General features: G+C 69.7%; 18 protein-coding genes. 11 read left to right on the forward strand and 7 right to left on the reverse strand.

Annotated elements, in window-relative coordinates:
- Window positions 1-245 precede the first annotated feature (245 nt).
- From ACK4ZD_RS09810 to ACK4ZD_RS09820, 3 genes are all read left to right on the forward strand, one after another.
- Complete coding sequence (locus ACK4ZD_RS09810) at window positions 246-701, forward strand: SH3 domain-containing protein (protein ID WP_409661069.1); 456 nt, start codon at window positions 246-248, stop codon at window positions 699-701.
- An 89-nt stretch (window positions 702-790) separates the two neighbouring features.
- Window positions 791-1,663 (forward strand): protease HtpX, encoded by an 873-nt coding sequence (gene htpX, locus ACK4ZD_RS09815; protein ID WP_409661072.1) that lies wholly within the window; start codon window positions 791-793, stop codon window positions 1,661-1,663.
- Between the two features lie 61 nt (window positions 1,664-1,724).
- Window positions 1,725-3,545, forward strand: coding sequence for an aminopeptidase P family protein (locus ACK4ZD_RS09820; RefSeq protein WP_409661075.1), 1,821 nt, complete (start codon window positions 1,725-1,727; stop codon window positions 3,543-3,545).
- Between the two features lie 8 nt (window positions 3,546-3,553).
- Here ACK4ZD_RS09820 and ACK4ZD_RS09825 read toward each other — a convergent pair whose 3' ends face one another.
- Window positions 3,554-6,232 carry a GNAT family N-acetyltransferase gene (locus tag ACK4ZD_RS09825; RefSeq protein ID WP_409661078.1) on the reverse strand — a complete coding sequence of 893 codons (2,679 nt, stop codon included), beginning with the start codon at window positions 6,230-6,232 and terminating at the stop codon, window positions 3,554-3,556.
- A gap of 332 nt (window positions 6,233-6,564) precedes the next feature.
- Between ACK4ZD_RS09825 and hpf the strand changes: the two genes are divergently transcribed.
- The 3 genes from hpf to hprK all read left to right on the forward strand — a co-directional run bounded on the left by hpf (window position 6,565) and on the right by hprK (window position 8,658).
- Entirely contained in the window at window positions 6,565-6,918 is a 354-nt protein-coding gene (gene hpf / locus ACK4ZD_RS09830; protein WP_409661080.1) for a ribosome hibernation-promoting factor, HPF/YfiA family, read from the forward strand.
- Between the two features lie 227 nt (window positions 6,919-7,145).
- Window positions 7,146-7,616, forward strand: coding sequence for a PTS sugar transporter subunit IIA (locus tag ACK4ZD_RS09835; RefSeq protein WP_409661083.1), 471 nt, complete (start codon window positions 7,146-7,148; stop codon window positions 7,614-7,616).
- Window positions 7,617-7,698: 82 nt separating this feature from the next.
- Entirely contained in the window at window positions 7,699-8,658 is a 960-nt protein-coding gene (gene hprK, locus ACK4ZD_RS09840; RefSeq protein ID WP_409661086.1) for an HPr(Ser) kinase/phosphatase, read from the forward strand.
- A 21-nt stretch (window positions 8,659-8,679) separates the two neighbouring features.
- On the opposite strand, the gene fur is transcribed toward hprK, so the two are convergent.
- Complete coding sequence (fur, locus tag ACK4ZD_RS09845) at window positions 8,680-9,114, reverse strand: ferric iron uptake transcriptional regulator (protein WP_409661089.1); 435 nt, start codon at window positions 9,112-9,114, stop codon at window positions 8,680-8,682.
- A 122-nt stretch (window positions 9,115-9,236) separates the two neighbouring features.
- Here fur and ACK4ZD_RS09850 point away from each other — a divergent pair, with 122 nt between their 5' ends.
- From ACK4ZD_RS09850 to holA, 5 genes are read left to right on the forward strand one after another with little or no spacing between them, the layout of a single operon-like run.
- Complete coding sequence (locus ACK4ZD_RS09850; protein WP_409661091.1) at window positions 9,237-9,764, forward strand: outer membrane protein assembly factor BamE; 528 nt, start codon at window positions 9,237-9,239, stop codon at window positions 9,762-9,764.
- A gap of 44 nt (window positions 9,765-9,808) precedes the next feature.
- Window positions 9,809-10,612 carry a 4-hydroxy-tetrahydrodipicolinate reductase gene (dapB, locus tag ACK4ZD_RS09855; protein WP_409661094.1) on the forward strand — a complete coding sequence of 268 codons (804 nt, stop codon included), beginning with the start codon at window positions 9,809-9,811 and terminating at the stop codon, window positions 10,610-10,612.
- Between the two features lie 20 nt (window positions 10,613-10,632).
- Window positions 10,633-13,302, forward strand: coding sequence for a leucine--tRNA ligase (gene leuS / locus ACK4ZD_RS09860; protein WP_409661097.1), 2,670 nt, complete (start codon window positions 10,633-10,635; stop codon window positions 13,300-13,302).
- The gene (gene lptE, locus ACK4ZD_RS09865) at window positions 13,289-13,795 is read left to right on the forward strand and encodes an LPS assembly lipoprotein LptE (RefSeq protein ID WP_409661100.1); all 507 of its coding nucleotides are present in this window, start codon (window positions 13,289-13,291) and stop codon (window positions 13,793-13,795) included. Before leuS ends, lptE begins: the two co-directional genes overlap by 14 nt.
- Before the next feature lie 6 nt (window positions 13,796-13,801).
- On the forward strand, window positions 13,802-14,917 hold the full coding sequence (gene holA / locus ACK4ZD_RS09870; RefSeq protein WP_409661103.1) for a DNA polymerase III subunit delta: 1,116 nt from the start codon (window positions 13,802-13,804) through the stop codon (window positions 14,915-14,917).
- Between the two features lie 36 nt (window positions 14,918-14,953).
- Here the strand turns inward: holA and ACK4ZD_RS09875 are convergent, their stop codons facing one another.
- Genes ACK4ZD_RS09875 through ACK4ZD_RS09895 form a run of 5 tightly spaced genes read right to left on the reverse strand, consistent with a single transcriptional unit; the run spans window position 14,954 to window position 19,740 of the window.
- The gene (locus ACK4ZD_RS09875; protein ID WP_409661105.1) at window positions 14,954-15,478 is read right to left on the reverse strand and encodes a CinA family protein; all 525 of its coding nucleotides are present in this window, start codon (window positions 15,476-15,478) and stop codon (window positions 14,954-14,956) included.
- On the reverse strand, window positions 15,478-16,017 hold the full coding sequence (locus ACK4ZD_RS09880; protein WP_409661108.1) for a phosphatidylglycerophosphatase A: 540 nt from the start codon (window positions 16,015-16,017) through the stop codon (window positions 15,478-15,480). Before ACK4ZD_RS09880 ends, ACK4ZD_RS09875 begins: the two co-directional genes overlap by 1 nt.
- 17 nt (window positions 16,018-16,034) lie before the next feature.
- Window positions 16,035-16,994, reverse strand: coding sequence for a thiamine-phosphate kinase (gene thiL / locus ACK4ZD_RS09885; RefSeq protein ID WP_409661111.1), 960 nt, complete (start codon window positions 16,992-16,994; stop codon window positions 16,035-16,037).
- Between the two features lie 2 nt (window positions 16,995-16,996).
- Window positions 16,997-17,668, reverse strand: coding sequence for a response regulator transcription factor (locus ACK4ZD_RS09890; protein ID WP_409661113.1), 672 nt, complete (start codon window positions 17,666-17,668; stop codon window positions 16,997-16,999).
- On the reverse strand, window positions 17,665-19,740 hold the full coding sequence (locus ACK4ZD_RS09895; protein ID WP_409661116.1) for a two-component system sensor histidine kinase NtrB: 2,076 nt from the start codon (window positions 19,738-19,740) through the stop codon (window positions 17,665-17,667). Before ACK4ZD_RS09895 ends, ACK4ZD_RS09890 begins: the two co-directional genes overlap by 4 nt.
- Window positions 19,741-19,953: the final 213 nt, after the last annotated feature.

The following is a 19,953-nucleotide window of genomic DNA, read 5'->3' on the forward strand; positions in this document are numbered from 1 at the left end:
GGCCAGGTGGCCCGAAAACGGGCCCGCAGGGGCCGCCAGAGCGAGCAAAATCGTGCCGCCAAAGCCCGTACAGCCCGCATCGCTACCCCTGCTGCAACTTGATCAGCGTTTCCCTAAGCCTCCCCCCAGGTTGTGCGGTAGCTTGCGGGGAACCTTCGGCGCCGGCAGGGGACTATCTCGGGCATGTTCGTACAGCGGGTCGCCCGCGCGCACCCATGCTGCTCTGCCCCAGGAGACTTTCCGAGATGAACCGACGCTCACCCGCCCGACACCTGCTTACCTCGATCGCAGCCGCCGCCCTGGCTACCACAGCCGCGGCCCAATCCATGGTCAGCATCGACCGTCCGGAGGTGAACCTGCGCGCCGGCGCCGGCACTCAGCACGAGGCGCTATGGGTGGTCCGCCAAGGCTATCCCCTGCAGGTCACCGGCCGGCAGGGTCTGTGGCTCAAGGTCCGCGATTTCGAGAACGACGAGGCCTGGGTCTACCGACCACTGACCGCTCGCACGCCGCATCATGTGGTTACGGTCGAAACCGCCAACATCCGCAGCCAGCCCAGCACCCGCAGCCGCATCGTCGGTCAGGCCAGGTATGGCCAAGTGCTGCGCACGCTGGAAAAACGCCCGTCCTGGGTGCGCGTGCGACAGGAAGACGGCGGCGCGACCGGCTGGGTGGCCCGGCGCCTGCTCTGGGGCTGGTAGGGCAGACCTCAACCACCGCACGGGCAGCGCCAAGGCATGATGGAACCCGTGTCGAGACCCCGTGACCTGTGATCGAAGGAAGAACCCCGATGAAACGCATCCTGCTCTTCGTGATGACCAACCTGGCCGTGATCGTCGTGCTGGGCATCGCGGCCAACGTACTGGGCCTGAACCGCTTCCTGAGCGCTCAGGGCCTGGATCTGGGCGCCCTGCTCGGCTTCGCGGCCCTGATGGGCTTCGGCGGCGCGCTCATCTCGCTGCTGCTGAGCAAGCCGTTGGCGAAATTCAGCACCGGCGCACAGGTGATCAACGAATCGCCCGACCCCACGCACCAATGGCTCGTCCACACCGTGCGCCAGTTCGCCGAGCGCGCCGGCATCGGCATGCCCGAGGTGGCGATCTACGAAGGCCCGCCCAATGCGTTTGCCACCGGCGCCTTCAAGAACTCGGCGCTGGTGGCCGTCTCCACCGGCCTGCTGCAAACCATGACGCGCGAGGAAGTGGAAGCCGTGATCGGCCACGAGGTGGCTCACATCGCCAACGGCGACATGGTCACGATGACGCTCATTCAGGGCGTGATGAACACCTTCGTCGTGTTCATCTCGCGCGTGGTGGGCTACGTCGTCGACCGCGTGGTGCTGCGCAACAACAGCGACCACCCGGGCATCGGCTACTACGCCACCACCATCGTGATGGACTTGTTGCTAGGCATTCTGGCGGCCGTGATCGTGGCCTGGTTCTCGCGCCAGCGCGAGTTCCGAGCCGACGCCGGTGCCGCGCAACTGATGGGCCGCAAGCAGCCCATGATCAACGCGCTGGCCCGCCTGGGCCGGCTCGACCCAGGCGAGATGCCCAAGCAGTTGCAGACCATGGGCATCAGCTCGCGCCGCACGGGCTTCCTGGCCCTGCTGTCGAGCCATCCTCCCATCGAGGAGCGCATCCGCGCACTGCAGCAGCCCTGACCCCGAGCGGCGGCGCGATGCGTTTGCATAGAATCGTTCGCGTCGACAGAAAGGCCCTGCCATGGACACCCTCGCCCCGCCCCAGGCTGCCGTGCGCGAGCGCATTGCCCGGCTGCGCGACGCCCTCGACGAGCACGGCCTGGACGCCGTGCTCGTGCCCTCGAGCGACCCCCACCTCTCGGAGTATCTGCCCGAGCGCTGGAAGGCCCGCGAGTGGTTGAGCGGCTTCACCGGGTCGGTGGGCACGCTGGTGGTCACGCGCGACCACGCGGGGCTGTGGGCCGACAGCCGCTACTGGGTGCAGGCCGAAGCCCAGCTCGCCGGCACCGGCATCGTGCTGATGAAGCTGTCCAGTGGCGCAAGCACCCAGTACATCGACTGGCTGGCCACCCATCTGCACGAAGGCCAGACCCTGGCCGTGGACGGTGAGATCATCGGACTGGCCGCCGCGCGCGGCTTGCGTGCGGCTCTGGAGGCCCGCGGCATCCGCGTGCGCACCGACCTGGATCTGCCCGGAAGCATTTGGCCGGACCGCCCCCCTCGTCCCACACCGCCGATTTACGAGCACCGCGCCCCCCAGGCCCCGCTGGGTCGCAGCGACAAGCTCGCCGCGCTGCGCCGCAACTTGCGGGCTCAGCAGGCGCAGTGGCATGTGCTGTCCACGCTGGACGACATCGCCTATCTCTTCAACCTACGCGGCGCGGACGTGTCGTACAACCCGGTGTTCGTCGCCCATGCCTTGGTCGGCTTGGAGGAGGCCACGCTGTTCCTGGACCTGCCCAAGGTCGAAGAAACCCTGCGCCGCGCGCTTCAGGCTGATGGGGTGCGCCTGGCCCCCTACGAGGACGCTCGGGCCGCGCTGGCGGCCCTGCCGGCCGGCGCCACCGTGTTGATCGACCCCAGGCGCATCACCCTGACCCTGCGCGAGGCCCTGCCCGCGACAGTGCGTGTGATCGAAGCCACCAATCCCACCACGCTGGCCAAGTCGCGCAAGACCCCGGCCGAGGCCGACTTCATCCGCGCCACGATGGCGCAAGACGGTGCCGCGCTGGCCGAGTTCTTCGCCTGGTTCGAGCAGGCCCTGGCGCGTGGCGAGCGCCTGACCGAGCTCGACATCGACGATCGGATCACCCAGGCACGCGCGCGGCGCGAGGGCTTCGTCAGCCCGAGCTTCGCCACGATCGCCGGCTTCAACGCCAACGGCGCGATGCCGCACTACCGCGCCACGCCGCAATCCCACGCCGTGATCGAGGGCACGGGCTTGTTGCTGATCGACTCGGGCGGTCAGTACCTGGGCGGCACCACCGACATCACCCGCGTGGTGCCGGTGGGCACGCCCACCGCGGCCCAGCGGCGCGACTTCACGCTGGTGCTCAAGGCCCTGATGGCCATGTCGCGCGCGCGCTTTCCGCGCGGCATCCGCTCGCCGCTGCTCGACGCCATCGCACGCGCGCCGCTGTGGGCCGAGGGGCTCGACTACGGCCATGGCACCGGCCACGGCGTGGGCTACTTCCTCAATGTGCACGAAGGCCCGCAGGTGCTCAGCGTGCATGCACCGGCCGAGGCGCACACCGCGATGGAGCCGGGCATGATCACCTCGATCGAACCTGGGCTGTACCGGCCCGGCCAATGGGGCATCCGCATCGAGAACCTCGCGATGAACGTCGAGGCCGGCCGCACCGAATTCGGCGAATGGCTGGCCTTCGAAACGCTCACGCTGTGCCCGATCGACACGCGCTGCATCGAAGCCTCGCTGCTGCGCGAGGACGAGCGCGCCTGGCTCGACGCCTATCACGCCATGGTGCGCGAGCGCGTGGGCCCGCTGGTGCATGGCGATGCCGCCGACTGGCTGGCCCAGCGCACCCGCGCGCTGCCACGTTGAACGAAAACTCAGTGCAACTGCAGGGGCAGCGTCAGCCACACCGCCCCGGGCTCGCGCGCCATGTCCACGCGAAAGCCGAGCTGGCGTGCCAGTGTGCTCATCGCGGTGTTCTCGGGCAGGCAATGGCCCACCAGCTCGCGCGTGCCACGTGCGCGCAGGTAGGCGATCATGCGTTGCAGCAAGTAGCGCCCCAGGCCCCGGCCCTGCAGGCCACTGCGCACCTGGATCGCAAACTCGGCGCACCGGTTATCCGGGTCGCACACGGCGCGCACTTCCCCCCAGATCTCGCCGGCCGTCTCACCCAGCGGCCCGGCCACGAAGGTCATCTCGCGGTCGTAGTCGATCTGGCTGTAGCGTGCCAACTCTGAGTGCGGCACCTCTCGGCGGGCCATGAAAAAGCGCAGCCGCAGATCCTGCGGGTCGGCCTGACCATAAAAAGCCCGTAACGCGGGCTCGTCTTCGGGTCGAATCGGGCGCAGCCACATCGGTTGCCCTCCCCAGTCGAAGCGGTGTTCCAGTTCGACCGGGTAGGGTCGGATCGCCAAGCGCTCCACCGCCGAGCCAGCAGCCGGCGCAACCACCACCCGGGCGTCCAGCGCGATCACGCCCTGGTCGTCGGCCAGCAAGGGATTGATGTCCAGTTCGACCACCTCGGGCTGCTCGCAAAGGAGCTGCGACACCCCCATCAGCGCCGCCTCCAGGGCCTCCTGGTCCACCGGGGCGCGGTCGCGGTAGCCCGCCAGCAGGCGCGACACGCGCGTGCGTCCGATCAGGTCGCGCGCCAGCGCGACGTTCAGCGGCGGCAGGGCCACCGCCCGGTCGCGCACCACCTCCACGGCCGTGCCGCCCTGGCCAAACACGATCGCCGGGCCGAACAGCGGATCGCTCAGCGCGCCCACCAGCAGCTCGTGGGCGCGCGGGCGCTGCACCATCGCCTGCACGGTGTAGCCGGCCAGCACCGCGTCCGGGCGCAGTCGCTGCACCCGCTCGCGCATCGCCTGCGCGGCCCGCACCACCTCATCGGCATCTCGCAGCCCCAGAGCCACGCCGCCCACGTCGGACTTGTGAGAGATCTGCGGCGACAGGATTTTGAGCACCACCGGAAACCCAATGGCCCGGGCGGCCTGCGCCGCAGCAGCCTCATCGACCGCCACCCGGGTCTCGACGACCGGCAGCCCATAGGCGGCCAGCAGGGCCTTGGCCTCGGACTCGTCGAGCAGCCGACGCCCCGCCTGCAGGGCTCGCGCCAGCACGGCCCGGGCCGCGGCCCGGTTGGGCGTGGGGCCGGTCGGGACCGACGGTGGCGTCTGCATCAGCGCCTGCTGGTTGCGCTGGTAGGTCACCCGGTGCAAGAAGGCCCGCACCGCCTGCTCGGGCGTGTCGTAGCCGGCGATCCCGGCCTCGCGTGTGAGCGAGCGCGCCTGCGCCACGGCCGCCCCACCCAGCCAGCAGGTGAACACCGGCCGGGGGGCGTCGCGCATGCGGGGCAGCACGGCCTGGGCGATGGCCTCGCTGGACACGATCGCCGTGGGCGCGTGCATGAACAGCACGGCATCCACGCCCGGATCGCCCAGCACGGCGTCCAGCGCCGCGGTGTAACGCGCCACTGGCGCATCGCCGATCAGATCCACCGGATTGCCGTGCGACCAGGTCGGCGGCAGCGCCTCATCCAAGGCCCGCAGCGTGACCGGTCCAAGCTCGGCCAGCCGCCCGCCGCCCAAGGCCAGGGCGTCGGCCGCCAGCACCCCGGCCCCGCCGCCATTGGTGATGATGGCCAGGCGATCGCCGGCCGGCGCCTTCATGCGCGAGAGCGTCTCGGCCGCATCGAACAGTTCGGTCAGCGTGTCCACACGCAACATCCCGGCGCGCCGGACGGCGGCATCGAAGACCGCATCGCCACCGGCGATCGCCCCGGTGTGCGAGGCCGCCGCCCGGGCTCCCTCGGGGGCCCGGCCCGCCTTGACCACCAGCACCGGCTTGTTGCGCGCCGCCGCGCGCGCGGCCGACATGAACTTGCGTGCCGCCTGGATGGACTCGACGTACATCAGGATCGCCCGGGTCGAGGCATCGCTGGCCAGATAGTCCAGCAGGTCCCCGAAGTCGACGTCAGCGCTGTCGCCCAGCGAGACGAAGTGCGAGAACCCCAGGTCGCGCGCATTGGCCCAGTCCAGCAGTCCGGTGGCCAAAGCTCCGGACTGCGAGACGAAGGCCAGCGAGCCGGGCCTGGCGTCGGTGTGGGCAAAGCTCGCGTTCAGGCGCTGACCCGGCACGAGCAGGCCCACGCAGTTGGGGCCGAGGATGCGCAACAGGTGGGGCCGGGCCGCCTCGAGCATGGCCTGGCGCAGGCTGGGCCCGCCTTCGGCCGACGTCGAGCCCAGCCCGGCGCTGAGCACCACGGCCGCACGCGTGCCGCGCGCCCCGAGTTCGGCCACCAGGGTCGGCACCGTGGGCGCAGGCGTGCACAGCACAGCCAGGTCGGGCACGCCAGGCAGGGCCGCGACCGTGGGCCAGGCGCGCTGCCCGGCCACGAACTCGCGCCGCGGATTGACCGGCCACACCGGGCCGGGAAAACCGCCGGCCCGCAGGTTGCGCATCACCAGCCGGCCCAGACTGCCCTCACGGTCGGAGGCACCGATCACGGCCACCGAGGCCGGACGGAACATCGCGTCCAGGTTGCGAATGCTCAAGACGGAACTCCCTCGTCACCACGACACCGTTCCCGTCAGCCTAGCGGCCTGGGCCGCGGCAGCCTTGACCTGGCTCAAGGGTCGCGCCAAGGGAGAAAGCCAAGGGCACACGGGCCGGACGACGCGGGCACAAGCCGCAGCCGGCCACGTCCAGCCTTGCATCATGCCCCAGGTTGGCCTGTTTGGGGACAGCGGCCGCACCCGACCTTCGGGAATTGCGTCACCGTCTTGTCATGCCCGTCCCCGAGGAGCACACTGGGTTCAGGCATTCGCCTGGGTCGACGCACCCTTTGGGAACGCGACTCCCTCACTCCCTCGGAAAGGAGGTTCGAATGAATCTGACGATCAGTGGCCACCACCTCGAAGTGACACCTGCCCTGCGCGAGTACGTGCTCACCAAGCTCGACCGGGTCACCCGACATTTCGATCAGGTGGTGGACATCAACGTGCTGCTCACGGTCGAGAAACTGAAGGAAAAGGAGCGACGCCAAAAAGCCGAGGTCAACCTGCACGTCAAGGGCAAGGACATCTTCTGCGAAACCGCCCATGAGGATCTGTACGCCGCGATCGACGAACTCATGGACAAGCTCGACCGCCAAGTCGTCAAGCACAAGGATCGTCTGCAGGACCATCATCACCGCTCGCCCAAACGCCTCAACGGCGGCATGGGCGAGCCGATGACCTAAGTGAACACCAACATCACTTTCGAACCGGCGGCCTGCGGGCCGCCATTTGCCTTCCTGGGGGGGCGGCCGCGGCGCTTGCTGCGACGCAACAAGCTGTGCACAATGCCCCAGGTCGCTGGGGAGCGTGCTCTATACGCCACAGGGGCGCTTCCTATAATTCAATGTTTTGTCACGAAGACGCGTAGGCACAGGTTGACCCCAACCGCCAAGCCCGGCGCGGTGACCGCATGAACCGTCTCGCAGCCATCCTCCCCGCCAGCAACGTGCTGGTGAACGTGGACGCCACCAGCAAGAAGCGGGCCTTCGAGCACGCCGGTCTGCTGTTCGAGAACCAGCACGCCATCGCCCGCGCGACCGTGACGGACAACCTCTTTGCGCGCGAACGCCTGGGCTCCACGGGCCTGGGCCATGGCGTGGCCATCCCGCATGGCCGCATCAAGGGCCTGAAGAACCCACTGGCCGCCGTCGTGCGCGTGCAGCAGCCCATCCCCTTCGACGCCCCCGACGACGAGCCCGTCAGCCTGCTGATCTTCCTGCTGGTGCCCGAGGCGGCCACGCAGCGCCACCTGGAGATCCTCTCCGAGATCGCCGAGCTGCTCAGCGACCGCGAGCTGCGCGAGCGCCTGAAGACCGAGACCGAGGCCGCCAAGGTCCATGAGCTGATCTCCAACTGGGAACCGCTGAAATCGGTGGCCTGAGCCTCCTATCTCGACCCCCGGGGCTGGTGCGGCGGGCCCTCAGGGGTGACAGCCCCCACCCAAAGCTGTTACAACCCGCCCCATGAAACCCACCGTCATCAGTGCCGAGGCCCTGTTCGAGGCCCACCGGGCCTCGCTCAAGTGGCAGTGGATCGCGGGCCACGCCCATCCCGAACGCCGCTTCGACGAAGTCGCCGTGCGCGACGCCCAGTCGGCCGCCGACCTGGTGGGCTACCTCAACTACATCCATCCCTACCGGGTGCAGATCGTCGGCCGGCGCGAGGTCGACTACCTGGCCAAGGCCGAGCCCGAGGACCAAGCCCGTCGCATCGCCCGCATCGTCACCCTGGAGCCGCCGGTGCTGGTGGTGGCCGATGGTCAGACCCCGCCCGACCAGCTCGTGGCGATGTGCGAGCGCGCCGAGATCCCGCTGTTCGTCACGCACGAATCGGCCGGCTTCGTCATCGATGTGCTGCGCAGCTACCTCGCGCTGCACTTCGCCGAACGCACCACGCGCCACGGGGTCTTCATGGATATCCTCGGTCTGGGCGTGCTGCTCACCGGAGAGTCGGGCCTGGGCAAGAGCGAACTGGGACTGGAGCTGATCTCGCGCGGCAACGGCCTGGTCGCCGATGATGCCGTGGACTTGTACCGCGTCTCGCAGACCGCCATCGAGGGCCGCTGTCCCGAGCTGCTGATGAACCTGCTGGAGGTGCGCGGCATCGGCCTGCTCGACATCAAGGCCATCTTCGGCGAGACCGCCGTGCGCCGCAAGATGCGCCTGAAGCTCATCGTGCACCTGGTGCGCAAGGAGACGATGGAGCGCGACTTCGAACGCCTGCCCTACGAGCCGCTGTACGAGGATGTGCTGGGCCTGCCGGTGCGCAAGGTGGTGATCGCGGTGGATGCCGGCCGCAACCTGGCCGTGTTGGTGGAGGCCGCCGTGCGCAACACCATCTTGCAGTTGCGCGGCATCGACACCTACAAGGAATTCATCGAACGCCACCAGCGCGCGATGGAACGCGACGACGCTGGCCTGTGAGCGGCCGCCGTCCGGCCCCGCTCAACGCTCGCCGTGCTGGCCCTTGCAGCCCTCGCGGCCGCACACCACGTACAGGGCCAGGGAATGGTCCTGCAGCTCATAGCCGCGTTCCTTGGCGATCTGCTGCTGGCGCCGCTCGATCTCCGGGTCGTAGAACTCCTCGACACGGCCGCACACCACGCACACCAGGTGGTCGTGGTGCTTGCCCTCGTTGAGCTCGAAGACGGCCTTGCCGGCCTCGAAATGGTTGCGCGAGAGGATGCCGGCCTGTTCGAACTGCATCAGCACGCGGTAGACCGTGGCCAGCCCGATGTCCGAGCCCTCGGCCAGCAGGGCCTTGTAAACGTCCTCGGCCGTCATGTGGCGCATCGTGCCCTTTTGAAAGATCTCGAGGATCTTCATGCGGGGCAAGGTGGCCTTCAGGCCGCTGCTCTTGAGTTCTTCCAGGGTGGTCATGGGCACTCCGCAGGCTTGTGGGCATTCGGCGCGCTGCGTAGCGCCGGCACGGTGCTGAGTAGAATCTTTCCATCATATCGGGCCTGCCCTCAGGCGTGGGCCCTCCCTCCTGAGAAACCCTGATGCCCCAAGTTCTACGCCTCGCCGCCCTCGCCCTCGTGTTGCTGGCCGGTTGCGCCACGCGCGACGACGGCCGCGTGCTGGGTCTGATCACCCCGTACCGCGTGGAAGTGGTGCAAGGCAACGTGGTCACCGCCGAGATGGCCCGCGCCGTGCGCCCCGGCATGAGCCGCACCCAGGTCCGCGAGATCCTGGGCTCGCCGCTGCTGACCGACCCCTTCCACGCCGACCGCTGGGACTACGTCTTCGCCATCCGTCGCGCCGGCACCGAGCCGCAGACACGGCGCGTCACCGCCCATTTCGACGGCGACCGCCTGGTGCGCCTGGACACCGACGAGCTGCCCACCGAGGAGGCTTTCGTCGCCTCGATCGACAACTTCCGCAAGCCGCGCAGCGTGCCGGTCTTGCAACTCACCGAAGAGCAGATGCGCAACCTGCCCGCCCCGCGCCCGGCCGAATCCGCCGCGCCCACCGCTGCGGCCGAGCCGCCGATGCGCGAATACCCCCCGCTGGAACCGGTGGCCCGCTGAGGGCCGGTCCCCCTCCTGCCCTTTTCCGCTCGACGAGTCCCGACATGACCCACCCCATCGCCATCGCCGGCAGCTCCGGCCGCATGGGCCGCATGCTGATCGAAGCCGTGCTGGCCGCCGACGATTGCCGGCTGGCCGGCGCCCTCGACCGCGACGGCAGCCCGGCCCTCGGCCAGGATGCCGCCGCTTTCCTGGGCCGCACCAGCGGTGTGAGCATCGGCGCGGACGTACGCGCCGGCCTGAAGGAGGCCCGCTTCCTCATCGACTTCACCCGCCCCGAGGGCACGCTGGCCCACCTGCAGGTCTGCCGTGAACTGGGCGTGAAGGCCGTGATCGGCACCACTGGCTTTTCCGAGGCCGAAAAGGCCGAGATCGCGCGCATCGCGCAGGACATCGCCATCGTGATGGCGCCCAACATGAGCGTGGGCGTCAACGTGGTGCTCAAGCTGCTCGAGACCGCCGCCAAAGCGCTGGCCCAGGGCTACGACATCGAGATCATCGAGGCTCATCACCGCCACAAGGTCGATGCCCCGAGCGGCACCGCGCTGAAGATGGGCGAAGTGGTCGCCCGCGCCCTGGGCCGCGACCTGGCACAGTGCGCCGTCTACGGCCGCGAGGGCGTCACCGGCGAGCGTGACCCCTCCACCATCGGCTTTGCCACCGTGCGCGGCGGCGACATCGTGGGCGACCACACCGTGCTGTTTGCCGGCACCGGCGAGCGCATCGAGATCACGCACAAGTCCAGCAGCCGCGCCACCTATGCCCAGGGCAGCCTGCGCGCCGTGCGCTTCCTGGCCGCCCAGGAGCGCGGCCTGTTCGACATGGCCGACGTGCTGGGCCTCCAATAAGAAAGCCGTCCTCCCGCACCATGAGCACCGAGACCACGCCCTACGATCCCCGCCAGGTCGAGGCCGCCGCCCAGGCCCACTGGCAAGCCCGCGACGCCTACCGCGTCACCGAGGACACGAGCCGCAAGAAGTTCTACGCCTGCTCGATGCTGCCCTACCCCTCGGGCAAGCTGCACATGGGCCACGTGCGCAACTACACGATCAACGACATGTTGACGCGTTACCTGCGCATGAACGGCTACAACGTCCTCATGCCCATGGGCTGGGACGCCTTCGGCCTGCCCGCCGAGAACGCGGCGATGAAGAACCAAGTGCCGCCGGCGCAGTGGACCTACGCCAACATCGCCCACATGAAGGGTCAGATGCAGGCCATGGGCCTGGCCATCGACTGGTCGCGCGAGATCGCCACCTGCTCGCCCGACTACTACAAGTGGAACCAGTGGCTCTTCCTGAAGATGCTGGAGGCCGGCATTGCCGAGCGCCGCACCCAGGTGGTGAACTGGGATCCGGTGGACCAGACCGTGCTGGCCAACGAGCAGGTGATCGACGGCCGCGGTTGGCGCTCGGGTGCATTGGTGGAAAAGCGCGAGATCCCCGGCTACTACCTCAAGATCACGAAGTACGCCGAGGAACTGCTCGACCACGTGCAGCACCACCTGCCCGGCTGGCCCGAGCGCGTGCGCCTGATGCAGGAGAACTGGATCGGCAAGAGCGAGGGCGTGCGCTTTGCCTTCCCGCACGAGATCCGCGACGCCTCGGGCGCGCTGATCCAAGACGGGCGGCTCTACGTTTTCACCACGCGCGCCGACACCATCATGGGCGTGACCTTTTGCGCCGTGGCGCCCGAACACCCGCTGGCCACGCATGCCGCGGCGAACAACCCGGAACTGGCGGCCTTCATCGAACGCTGCAAGCAAGGCGGCACCACCGAGGCCGAGCTGGCGCTCAAGGACAAGGAAGGCCTGCCCACGGGGCTGAGCGTCACGCACCCGCTGACCGGCCAGGCCGTGCCGGTTTGGGTGGGCAACTACGTGCTGATGAGCTATGGCGACGGCGCGGTGATGGGCGTGCCGGCGCATGACGAACGCGACTTCGCCTTCGCGAAGAAGTACGGGCTGCCAATCCGGCAGGTCGTCGCCGTCGAGGGCGAGACTTATTCCACCGAGGCCTGGGCCGATTGGTATGCCGACAAACAGCGCGGCCGCTGCATCGACTCGGGCGTGCTCGACGGCCTGCCCTACCAGGCGGCCGTCGACAAGGTCGCCGAACTGCTGGCCGCCAAGGGTCTGGGCGAGAAGAAGACGACCTGGCGGCTGCGCGACTGGGGCATCAGCCGCCAGCGCTATTGGGGCACGCCCATCCCCATCATCCACTGCGAGTCCTGCGGCGCCGTGCCGGTGCCCGAGCAAGACCTGCCGGTGATGCTGCCCGAGGATCTCATCCCCGACGGCTCGGGCAACCCGCTGGCCAAGTGCGAGAGCTTCCTGAAGGTCGACTGTCCGAAGTGCGGCCAACCGGCTCGCCGCGAGACCGACACGATGGACACCTTCGTGGACAGCGCGTGGTATTTCATGCGCTACTGCGACCCGAAGCGCGACGACCGCATGGTGGCCGAGGGCGCGCAGTACTGGATGCCGATGGACCAGTACATCGGCGGCATCGAGCATGCCATCTTGCACCTGCTGTACGCACGCTTTTGGACCAAGGTGATGCGCGACCTGGGCCTGGTGAAGGTCGATGAGCCCTTCACCAAGCTGCTCACGCAGGGCATGGTGCTCAATCACATCTACTCGCGCCGCACCGACAAGGGCGGCATCGAGTACTTCTGGCCGCACGAGGTGGACAACGTCTACGACGACCAGGGCCGCATCACCGGGGCCAAGCTCAAGCGCGACGGCTCGGCCGTGACCTACGAAGGCGTGGGCACGATGAGCAAGAGCAAGAACAACGGCGTGGACCCGCAAGACCTGATCGACCGCTACGGCGCCGACACCGCCCGCCTGTTCACGATGTTCGCCGCGCCGCCAGAGGCCACGCTGGAGTGGAACGACGCCGGCGTCGAGGGCGCCCACCGCTTCCTGCGTCGCGTCTGGAACTATGCCCAGGCCCACCGCGACCTGCCGGCCAGGATGCTGATGCCTGGCCTGGCCGCCGAGATCATCTGGCATGCCGCGCCGGCCGAGGTGAAGAAGCTGCGTCGGGAGATCCACCGCTTGCTGCAGCAGGCCACGCACGACTATGAGCGCATGCAGTACAACACCGTGGCGTCGGCCTGCATGAAGATGCTCAACGCGCTGGAGGGCTTCGACGCCCGCGCCCATGCCGATGCCGACTACGCGGCCTGGGCCGTGGGCGAAGGACTGGGCATCTTGCTGCGCGTGCTCTATCCCGCCTGCCCTCACCTCACCCATGCGCTGTGGCAGGATCTGGGCTACGCCCAGCGCTTCGGCGATCTGCTCGACGCGCCCTGGCCGCTGGTGGACGAAGCCGCCTTGGTGCAAGACGAGATCGAGCTCGTGCTGCAAATCAACGGCAAGCTGCGCGGGACGATCAAAGTGCCTGCCCAGGCCGACAAGGCGGCCATCGAGTCCGCCGCGCTGGCCGCGCCGGAGTTCGCGAAGTTCAGCGAAGGCAAGCCGGCCAAGAAAGTCATCGTGGTGCCCGGACGGCTCGTGAATGTGGTGGTCTGAGCCTCGCCTGGCGCGCCGCCGCCTCCTGACGCTGGCCGGTCTGGGTCTGCTGGCCGGCTGCGGTTTTCGGCTGCGCGGCACCACAGCCCTGCCCTTTCGCAGCCTGCACCTGGGGTTCGACCCGCTGTCCCCGATGGGCCAGGAACTGCGCCGCCAACTCGCCGCGGTGCCGGACCTGCGCGTGGTGGACGATCCGCGCCAGGCCGAGGCCGTCTTCGAGGTGCTGGACGACGGCCTCCAGCGCGGCGTGGGCAGCCGCACCGCGGCCGGTCAGGTGCGTGAACTGACACTGCACGTGCGGCTGCGCTTCCGCGTGCGCCGGGCCAATGGCGACGTCTGGCTCGAGGAAACGCTGCTCACCCTCAGCCAGCCGATGAGCTACAACGAGACCGACGCCCTGGCCAAGGAGAGCGAGGAGTCACAGCTCGTGCGCAGCATGCGCGAGGATCTCGCCGCCCAGGCGGTGCGCCGCCTGGCGGCGCTGCAACGCTGAGCCGCCATGCAAATCCGCCCCGATCAGCTGGCCCACCACCTGCGCCAGGGCCTGCGCCCGCTGTACGTGGTGCACGGCGACGAGCCACTGCAAGTCCAGGAAGTTGGCGACGCGATCCGCGCGGCGGCCCGTGCCGCCGGCCATGGCGAGCGCATTGTCTACACCGTCGCCGGTGCCTCGTTCGACTGGAGCGAGCTGCTCGCTGGGGCTCAGGCGCTGTCGCTGTTCTCGGCCAAGCGGCTGGTGGAGATCCGCATCCCCAGCGGCAAGCCGGGCAAGGACGGCAGCGAAGCGCTGCAGCGCTATGCGCAGGCGGTGGCCGGCGGCCTGGGCGAGGAGGTCGTGACGCTGGTGATCCTGCCCCGGCTGGACAAGGCCACACAGGCCAGCGCCTGGTTCAGCGCCCTGGACGCCGCCGGCGTGAGCGTGCGCATCGACCCCATCGACCGCCAAGCCCTGCCCCGGTGGATCGCGCAGCGCCTGGCCGCCCAGGGCCAGCGGGTGGCCCCAGGCGAGGACGGCGAGCGCACCCTGGCCTTCTTTGCCGACCGGGTCGAAGGCAACCTGCTGGCCGCGCACCAGGAGATCCAGAAACTCGGTCTGCTGTACCCCGAGGGCGAACTCGGCTTCGAGCAGGTCGAGGCCGCGGTGCTCAACGTGGCCCGCTATGACGTCTTCAAGTTCACCGAAGCCGTGCTGGCCGGCCAGGTGGTCCGCGCGCTGCGCATGCTCGACGGCTTGCAGGCCGAGGGCGAGGCCGCGGTGCTGGTGCACTGGGCGCTGGCCGAGGACATCCGGGCACTCAAACGTGTGAAGGATGCCACAGCGGCCGGCCGCCCCCTGCCCATGGCCCTGCGCGAGAACCGGGTCTGGGGCGTGAAGGAAAAGCTCTACGAGCGTGTGCTGCCCCGCCTCACCGACACAGTGCTGCACGGCCTGTTGCATGCCGCCCAGGTCTGCGACGGCCTGGTCAAGGGCCTACCCCATCCGGACTGGCCGGCCGACCCCTGGCAGGCGCTACGCCGCCTGGCGCTGATGCTGGCCGAGCCCTGCGCCGGCATCACCGGGCCGGCCGCCCCTGCGGGCCCGCGCTGTCTAGCTTTGAAGCCGCTGGCTCTCTAGGAACCCCCGGGCCGAACGCCCCGGCCAGCAAGATCGTCATGCGCCGGACTCCAGCAAGGCGCGCACACGCTGCAGCGCGTGCCGCGTGGCTGCCGCACGCACCTGGGTGCGATCGCCGGGAAAGCGCCGGCATTCGGTCTCGACGAAGTCGTGGCCGCGGGCCCAGGCGAACCACACCGTGCCCACGGGCTTGCGTGGGCTGCCCCCGCCCGGGCCGGCAATGCCGGTAGTGGCCACGCCGACCTGGGCCCCTGAGCGCTGCAGGGCCCCCATGACCATGGCCATGGCCACCTCGCGGCTGACCGCACCGTGACGTTCGATCAAGGCCGGCGGCACGCCCAGGGCGTCGCTCTTGGCCTGGTTGGAGTAGGTGACATAGCCCCGCTCGAACCAGTCGCTGGAGCCGGCGATCGAGGTGCAAGCCGCGGCCACGAGCCCGCCGGTGCAGGATTCGGCCGTCACCAGGCGCCAGCCCCGCCCCTTCAGGCCCTGGGCGAGCGCACCCAGCAGGGTTTCCAGGGCCTGCACTTCGACGAGCCGATCCAGTCCGAGGCTGTCCATCACGCGGTGAAGAAGACCCACAGCGCAATCACCAGCAGGGTGCACAGCGCCGCGACGAAGTCGTCGAACAGGATACCGAAGCCCCCGCGCCAGCCGCCCCCCTTGAACGCGCGGTCGGCCCAGCCCACCGGGCCGACCTTGAGGGCGTCGAAGGCGCGAAACAGGATGAAGGCGGCCAGGTGGCGCGACCACAGCGCCTCGCCCGAGGCGGGCGTGACCAGCCACAGCACGGTCCAGAAGGCGAGGATCTCGTCCCAGACGATGCTGCCCGGGTCCTGGGTGCGCAGGTGGCGGGCGGTGACGGTGCAGGCCCACCACCCCACGAGGGTTCCGACGACGAGCAGCCCGGCCCAGTGCCGGTCGGCCAGCCAGGGATCGAGCACGAGGAAGCTCAGCCAGGCCCACAGCGTGCCCACGGTGCCGCTCGCCCAGGGGCTCAGCCCGCTGCCAAAGCCCAGCGCGACCGCGTGGGCGGGATGGGACCAGAGGAAGCGCCCGGTGGGACGCACCGGGCCTTCAGGCACGGCAGCGGGGGTCATGTCGGAAGTGGCAAGGGTCACGATCGGAAATGGTCGAAGGAAGTCCAGGTGTTGGGCAGGGCCTGGCCCTGCGCATCCACCAGGCGCAGCCCGGGCTCGGGCTCGATGCGGCCGATGCGGCTGACAGCCACGCCGGCGGCCTGTGCCGCGTGAGCCACGGCCTGCCGCTGCGCGGCCGGGGCGGTGAAGAGCAGCTCGTAATCGTCCCCGCCGGCCAGGGTGCACAGGCGCTGCAGCGCCAACGGCTGGGCGGCCAGCTCGGCGCTGCGCGGCACGGCGTCCACCTCCAGGCGTGCTCCGCAGCCCGAGCGCTGCAGCACGTGGCCGAGGTCGCCCAGCAGGCCGTCGGACAGGTCGATCGCGCTGCTGGCCACGCCGCGCAGGGCCAGGCCCAGGGCCACGCGCGGCTGCGGGCATTCCATCGCGACGCGCACGCGCTCGAAGGCTTCGCCGGGCAGGCTCACGGTGCCGCGGAAGACCTCCAGCGCCAGCCGCGCATCGCCCAGGCGGCCGCTCACGTACAGCTCGTCCCCAGGCCGCGCGCCGCTGCGCAACAGGGCCTGGCCGGCGGGCACCTCGCCGAAGATGCTGACGTTGATCGCCAGCGGCCCGCGCGTGGTGTCACCCCCCACCAGCTCGCAGCCGTGAGCGTCGGCCAGCGCGAACAGTCCGCGCGCGAAGTCCGCCAGCCAGGTCTCCTCGGCCTGCGGCAAGGCCAGGCTGAGGGTGAAGGCCAGCGGTCGCGCCCCGCAAGCGGCCAGGTCCGACAGGTTGACCGCCAGGGCTTTGTGGCCCAGGCGCTGCGGGGCCACCGTGGACAGGAAATGCCGCCCCTCGACGAGCAGGTCGGTCGACGTCGCGAGCTGCTGACCCGGGCTCAGGGACAGCAGGGCGCAATCGTCGCCCACGCCCAGCACGGCGCGGCGCACGGGGCGCGTAAAGTGGCGCGCGATCAGCTCGAATTCACCCAGAGACATGGTCAGGCAATCGGCGGGGTGGGCAGTTCGCGCAGCAGGTTGGCGAGTTCCACGGCCGACTTCACTTCCATCTTTTCGAACACCCGGGCGCGGTGGACTTCGACGGTGCGCACACTGATGTCCAGTTCGTCGGCGATGAGCTTGTTGGGCCGGCCCTCCACCACCAGGCGCATCACGTCGCGCTCGCGGTCGGTGAGTTCGGCCAGGCGGCGGTGGATGGCCTGCACGGTCCGCAGGTGCGCCAGCACCTCGGCGCTGCGCGCCAGGGCCTGCTCGACACGGTCGACCAGGGCGTTGTCGGAAAAGGGCTTCTCGACGAAGTCGAAGGCCCCGCGCTTGACCGCCGCCACCGCGGTGGGCACGTCGGCATGGCCGGTGAGGAAGATCACCGGCAGCGCCTCGACCAGGCCGCGTTCGATCAGCCGGTCGAACAGCGCCAGCCCGCTCATGCCCGGCATGCGCACATCCAGCACCAGGCAGCTCGGGTCGCGCAGGTCCAGCGGGCCCGAGATGCGGCGCTGGTCTAAAAAGGCCTCGAAGGCCTCGGCCGAGGCATAGCCCTCGGACAGCAGCCGGCGCGAGCGCAGCAGCCAGGCCAGGGCGTCGCGCAGCACGTCCTCATCGTCGACGAGGTAGACGGTGGGGATGCTGCCGGCGGCGGCAGGAACGGTCATCGCGTGGGCTCCTCGCTGGGGATGGTCTGCGGCGGCGCGCTGCGGCGCGGCGCCGCCCGCTCGGCCGGCAGGGTGAAGCGGAACTCCGTGCCGGCACCTTCCCCGAGATTTTCGAACACCAGCGCACCGCCGTGCTGCTCGATCACCGTGCGACACAGGCTCAGGCCCAGGCCCATGCCTTCGCTGCGGGTGGTGAAAAAGGGGGTGAACAGGCGCGCGGCCACCTCGGGGGCGATGCCCGCGCCCTGGTCGATCACCGAGAAGCGCACCCAGCGCGGGTCGGCCTGGCGCACCCGGATGCGCAGCACCCGCCGCTCCAGCGGCTGATCCTCCATGGCCTGGATGGCGTTGCGCGTGAGGTTGAGCAGCACCTGTTCGACCATCGTGCGGTCGCACACCACGCGCGGCACCGGCTGGCCCGGCCCGGGCCAGTCCAGCTCGATGCGCGTGGCACTCTTGCGCGCCTGCAGGCGCACCAAGGGCATGACCGCGTCGATGAGCTGGTCGGCGCGCAGGGCTTCACGGATGTGCTCGCGCCGGCGCACGAAGTCGTGCACGCTCTTGATCACCCGGCCGGCACGCTCGGCCTGTTCGGCGATGCGCTCCAGGGACTGCAGGATCAGGGCCTGCATGTCGGCATCGGCCGGGCCGTTGCGCATCAGGTTCACCGACCCCGTGGCATAGCTGGAGATGGCTGCCAGCGGCTGGTTGAGTTCGTGGCTGAGCAGCGAGGCCATCTCGCCCACCGTGGCCAGCCGCGCCGTGGCCTGCAGCTTCTCGTGCTGCTGGCGCGACAGTTCCTCGACGCGCCGCTGGTCGCTCAGGTCGAGCACGGCGCCCATCCAGCCCGCCTGCCGCCCTTCGCGGTCGACCAGCGGGGCCTCGTAGACCATCACCGGGAAACGCTCGCCGTTGCGGCGCATGAAAGTGGTCTCGTAACCCTCGCGCGGCGGCAGGGTACCCGACAGCCGCACCTGCTGGCGCTGCGTGTACTCCTGCACCATCTCGGGGGGCCAGTAGGGTGGGGAGTCCTGGCCGATGGTCTTGCCGATCAGCTCGTGCGGCTCGAAACCCACCATCGCGCAGAAGGCCGGGTTGACATAGGTGATGCGCCCGTCCAGGTCGCGCGCGCGCAAGCCGGTGACCAGCGAATCCTCCATGGCCTTGCGAAAGGCCAGAGCCTCGGCGAGATCCTGCTCGGCCTGAGCGCGGCGACGCACATCGCGCGCCAACAGCACCACCACCGCCGCCAGCGCCAGCGAAAGCCCCAGCACCAGGGCCACGGCCAGATTGGGGATCAGGGCCGGCTGGCCCGCCCCGCTGTCCAGGCGCAGTTGCAAGGTAGCGCCCGGCAGGTCGATCAGGCGCTGGGCCACGAACACCCCCTGGCCGCGCGGCACCGCCCCGGCACGCGCCAGGCGGGTGCCGTCGCCCTCGACGAAGGCCAGTTCGTACCCCTTGGCCGTCTCAGGCGCGACAGCCTCGCTCAGCACACTGTGCAGCGCATAAGAGGCCACCATGAAGCCCGACAGGCGGGCCTGCTCGACCACCGGCACGCACACGTCCATGACCTCCAGGCCCAGGCCGCCGGGCAGGGGCACGAAATAGCTGCGCGAGTAGGCCGGCCCCGACAGCCGGCGCGCGTTGGCGCAGGCCACTTCGGCATCGACCCGCAGTTCGTCGCGCGGGATCACGGTGAACAGCGGCGTGCGGTAGGGGCTGTCCACCCCCTGGATCAGGCGGAAGTCCAGATCACGGCGCTCGATGCGCACCAGCTCGCGACGCGAGCGCAGCAAGTCCGACGCATCGACGCGCCACTGCGGCAGCGACGGCTCGTTCCACAGCAGCGCCTGCAGGCTTTGCAGGTCGCGCGACAAGCTCTGCCGGATCTCGCCGGCCGCCTCGGCGGCCGCGCGCTCGACGCGGTCCTGGGCCCGCGCCGTCTCGTACTCGATGGTGAGCTTGACCAAGGCGGTCTGCGCCACCACCAGCAGCGCCACGAGCACACCCCACAGCACGGGCCGGCGCCAAGGGCGCGGCCGGGCGGGCGGTGGCAGCTCGGTGGACATCATGGCATTGTGAGGCCTGCACGGCCGGCGGAACCTGCCGCGACACTATCGCTCCCGGCACGCGGGGCCGGCGTACGCACTTTTGCGAATCGGCGGCTCTCTCGGGCTTTGCCACACTGATTGCGATGCGGTCCGCGCATCGGCCCATGCAGGAATCGCAAGCCGGCCGGCTGCCCCCCTCCTACAATCCGGGCCCACCGTGGCAGCTTGCCGCGG

Origin of the sequence: Caldimonas sp., from assembly GCF_046291045.1 — a bacterium.
In the GTDB taxonomy this organism is placed as follows: Bacteria; Pseudomonadota; Gammaproteobacteria; order Burkholderiales; family Burkholderiaceae_C; genus Caldimonas.

Coding starts and splice junctions, on each gene's coding strand:
- fur (WP_409661089.1), bottom strand. CDS start 9,114: ATGACCACCCTGGAAGAACTCAAGAGCAGCGGCCTGAAGGCCACCTTG.
- ACK4ZD_RS09835 (WP_409661083.1), top strand. CDS start 7,146: ATGAACCGTCTCGCAGCCATCCTCCCCGCCAGCAACGTGCTGGTGAAC.
- ACK4ZD_RS09810 (WP_409661069.1), top strand. CDS start 246: ATGAACCGACGCTCACCCGCCCGACACCTGCTTACCTCGATCGCAGCC.
- htpX (WP_409661072.1), top strand. CDS start 791: ATGAAACGCATCCTGCTCTTCGTGATGACCAACCTGGCCGTGATCGTC.
- hpf (WP_409661080.1), top strand. CDS start 6,565: ATGAATCTGACGATCAGTGGCCACCACCTCGAAGTGACACCTGCCCTG.
- thiL (WP_409661111.1), bottom strand. CDS start 16,994: ATGTCTCTGGGTGAATTCGAGCTGATCGCGCGCCACTTTACGCGCCCC.
- ACK4ZD_RS09850 (WP_409661091.1), top strand. CDS start 9,237: ATGCCCCAAGTTCTACGCCTCGCCGCCCTCGCCCTCGTGTTGCTGGCC.
- ACK4ZD_RS09820 (WP_409661075.1), top strand. CDS start 1,725: ATGGACACCCTCGCCCCGCCCCAGGCTGCCGTGCGCGAGCGCATTGCC.
- ACK4ZD_RS09880 (WP_409661108.1), bottom strand. CDS start 16,017: ATGACCCCCGCTGCCGTGCCTGAAGGCCCGGTGCGTCCCACCGGGCGC.
- leuS (WP_409661097.1), top strand. CDS start 10,633: ATGAGCACCGAGACCACGCCCTACGATCCCCGCCAGGTCGAGGCCGCC.
- lptE (WP_409661100.1), top strand. CDS start 13,289: ATGTGGTGGTCTGAGCCTCGCCTGGCGCGCCGCCGCCTCCTGACGCTG.
- dapB (WP_409661094.1), top strand. CDS start 9,809: ATGACCCACCCCATCGCCATCGCCGGCAGCTCCGGCCGCATGGGCCGC.
- hprK (WP_409661086.1), top strand. CDS start 7,699: ATGAAACCCACCGTCATCAGTGCCGAGGCCCTGTTCGAGGCCCACCGG.
- holA (WP_409661103.1), top strand. CDS start 13,802: ATGCAAATCCGCCCCGATCAGCTGGCCCACCACCTGCGCCAGGGCCTG.
- ACK4ZD_RS09895 (WP_409661116.1), bottom strand. CDS start 19,740: ATGATGTCCACCGAGCTGCCACCGCCCGCCCGGCCGCGCCCTTGGCGC.
- ACK4ZD_RS09890 (WP_409661113.1), bottom strand. CDS start 17,668: ATGACCGTTCCTGCCGCCGCCGGCAGCATCCCCACCGTCTACCTCGTC.
- ACK4ZD_RS09875 (WP_409661105.1), bottom strand. CDS start 15,478: ATGGACAGCCTCGGACTGGATCGGCTCGTCGAAGTGCAGGCCCTGGAA.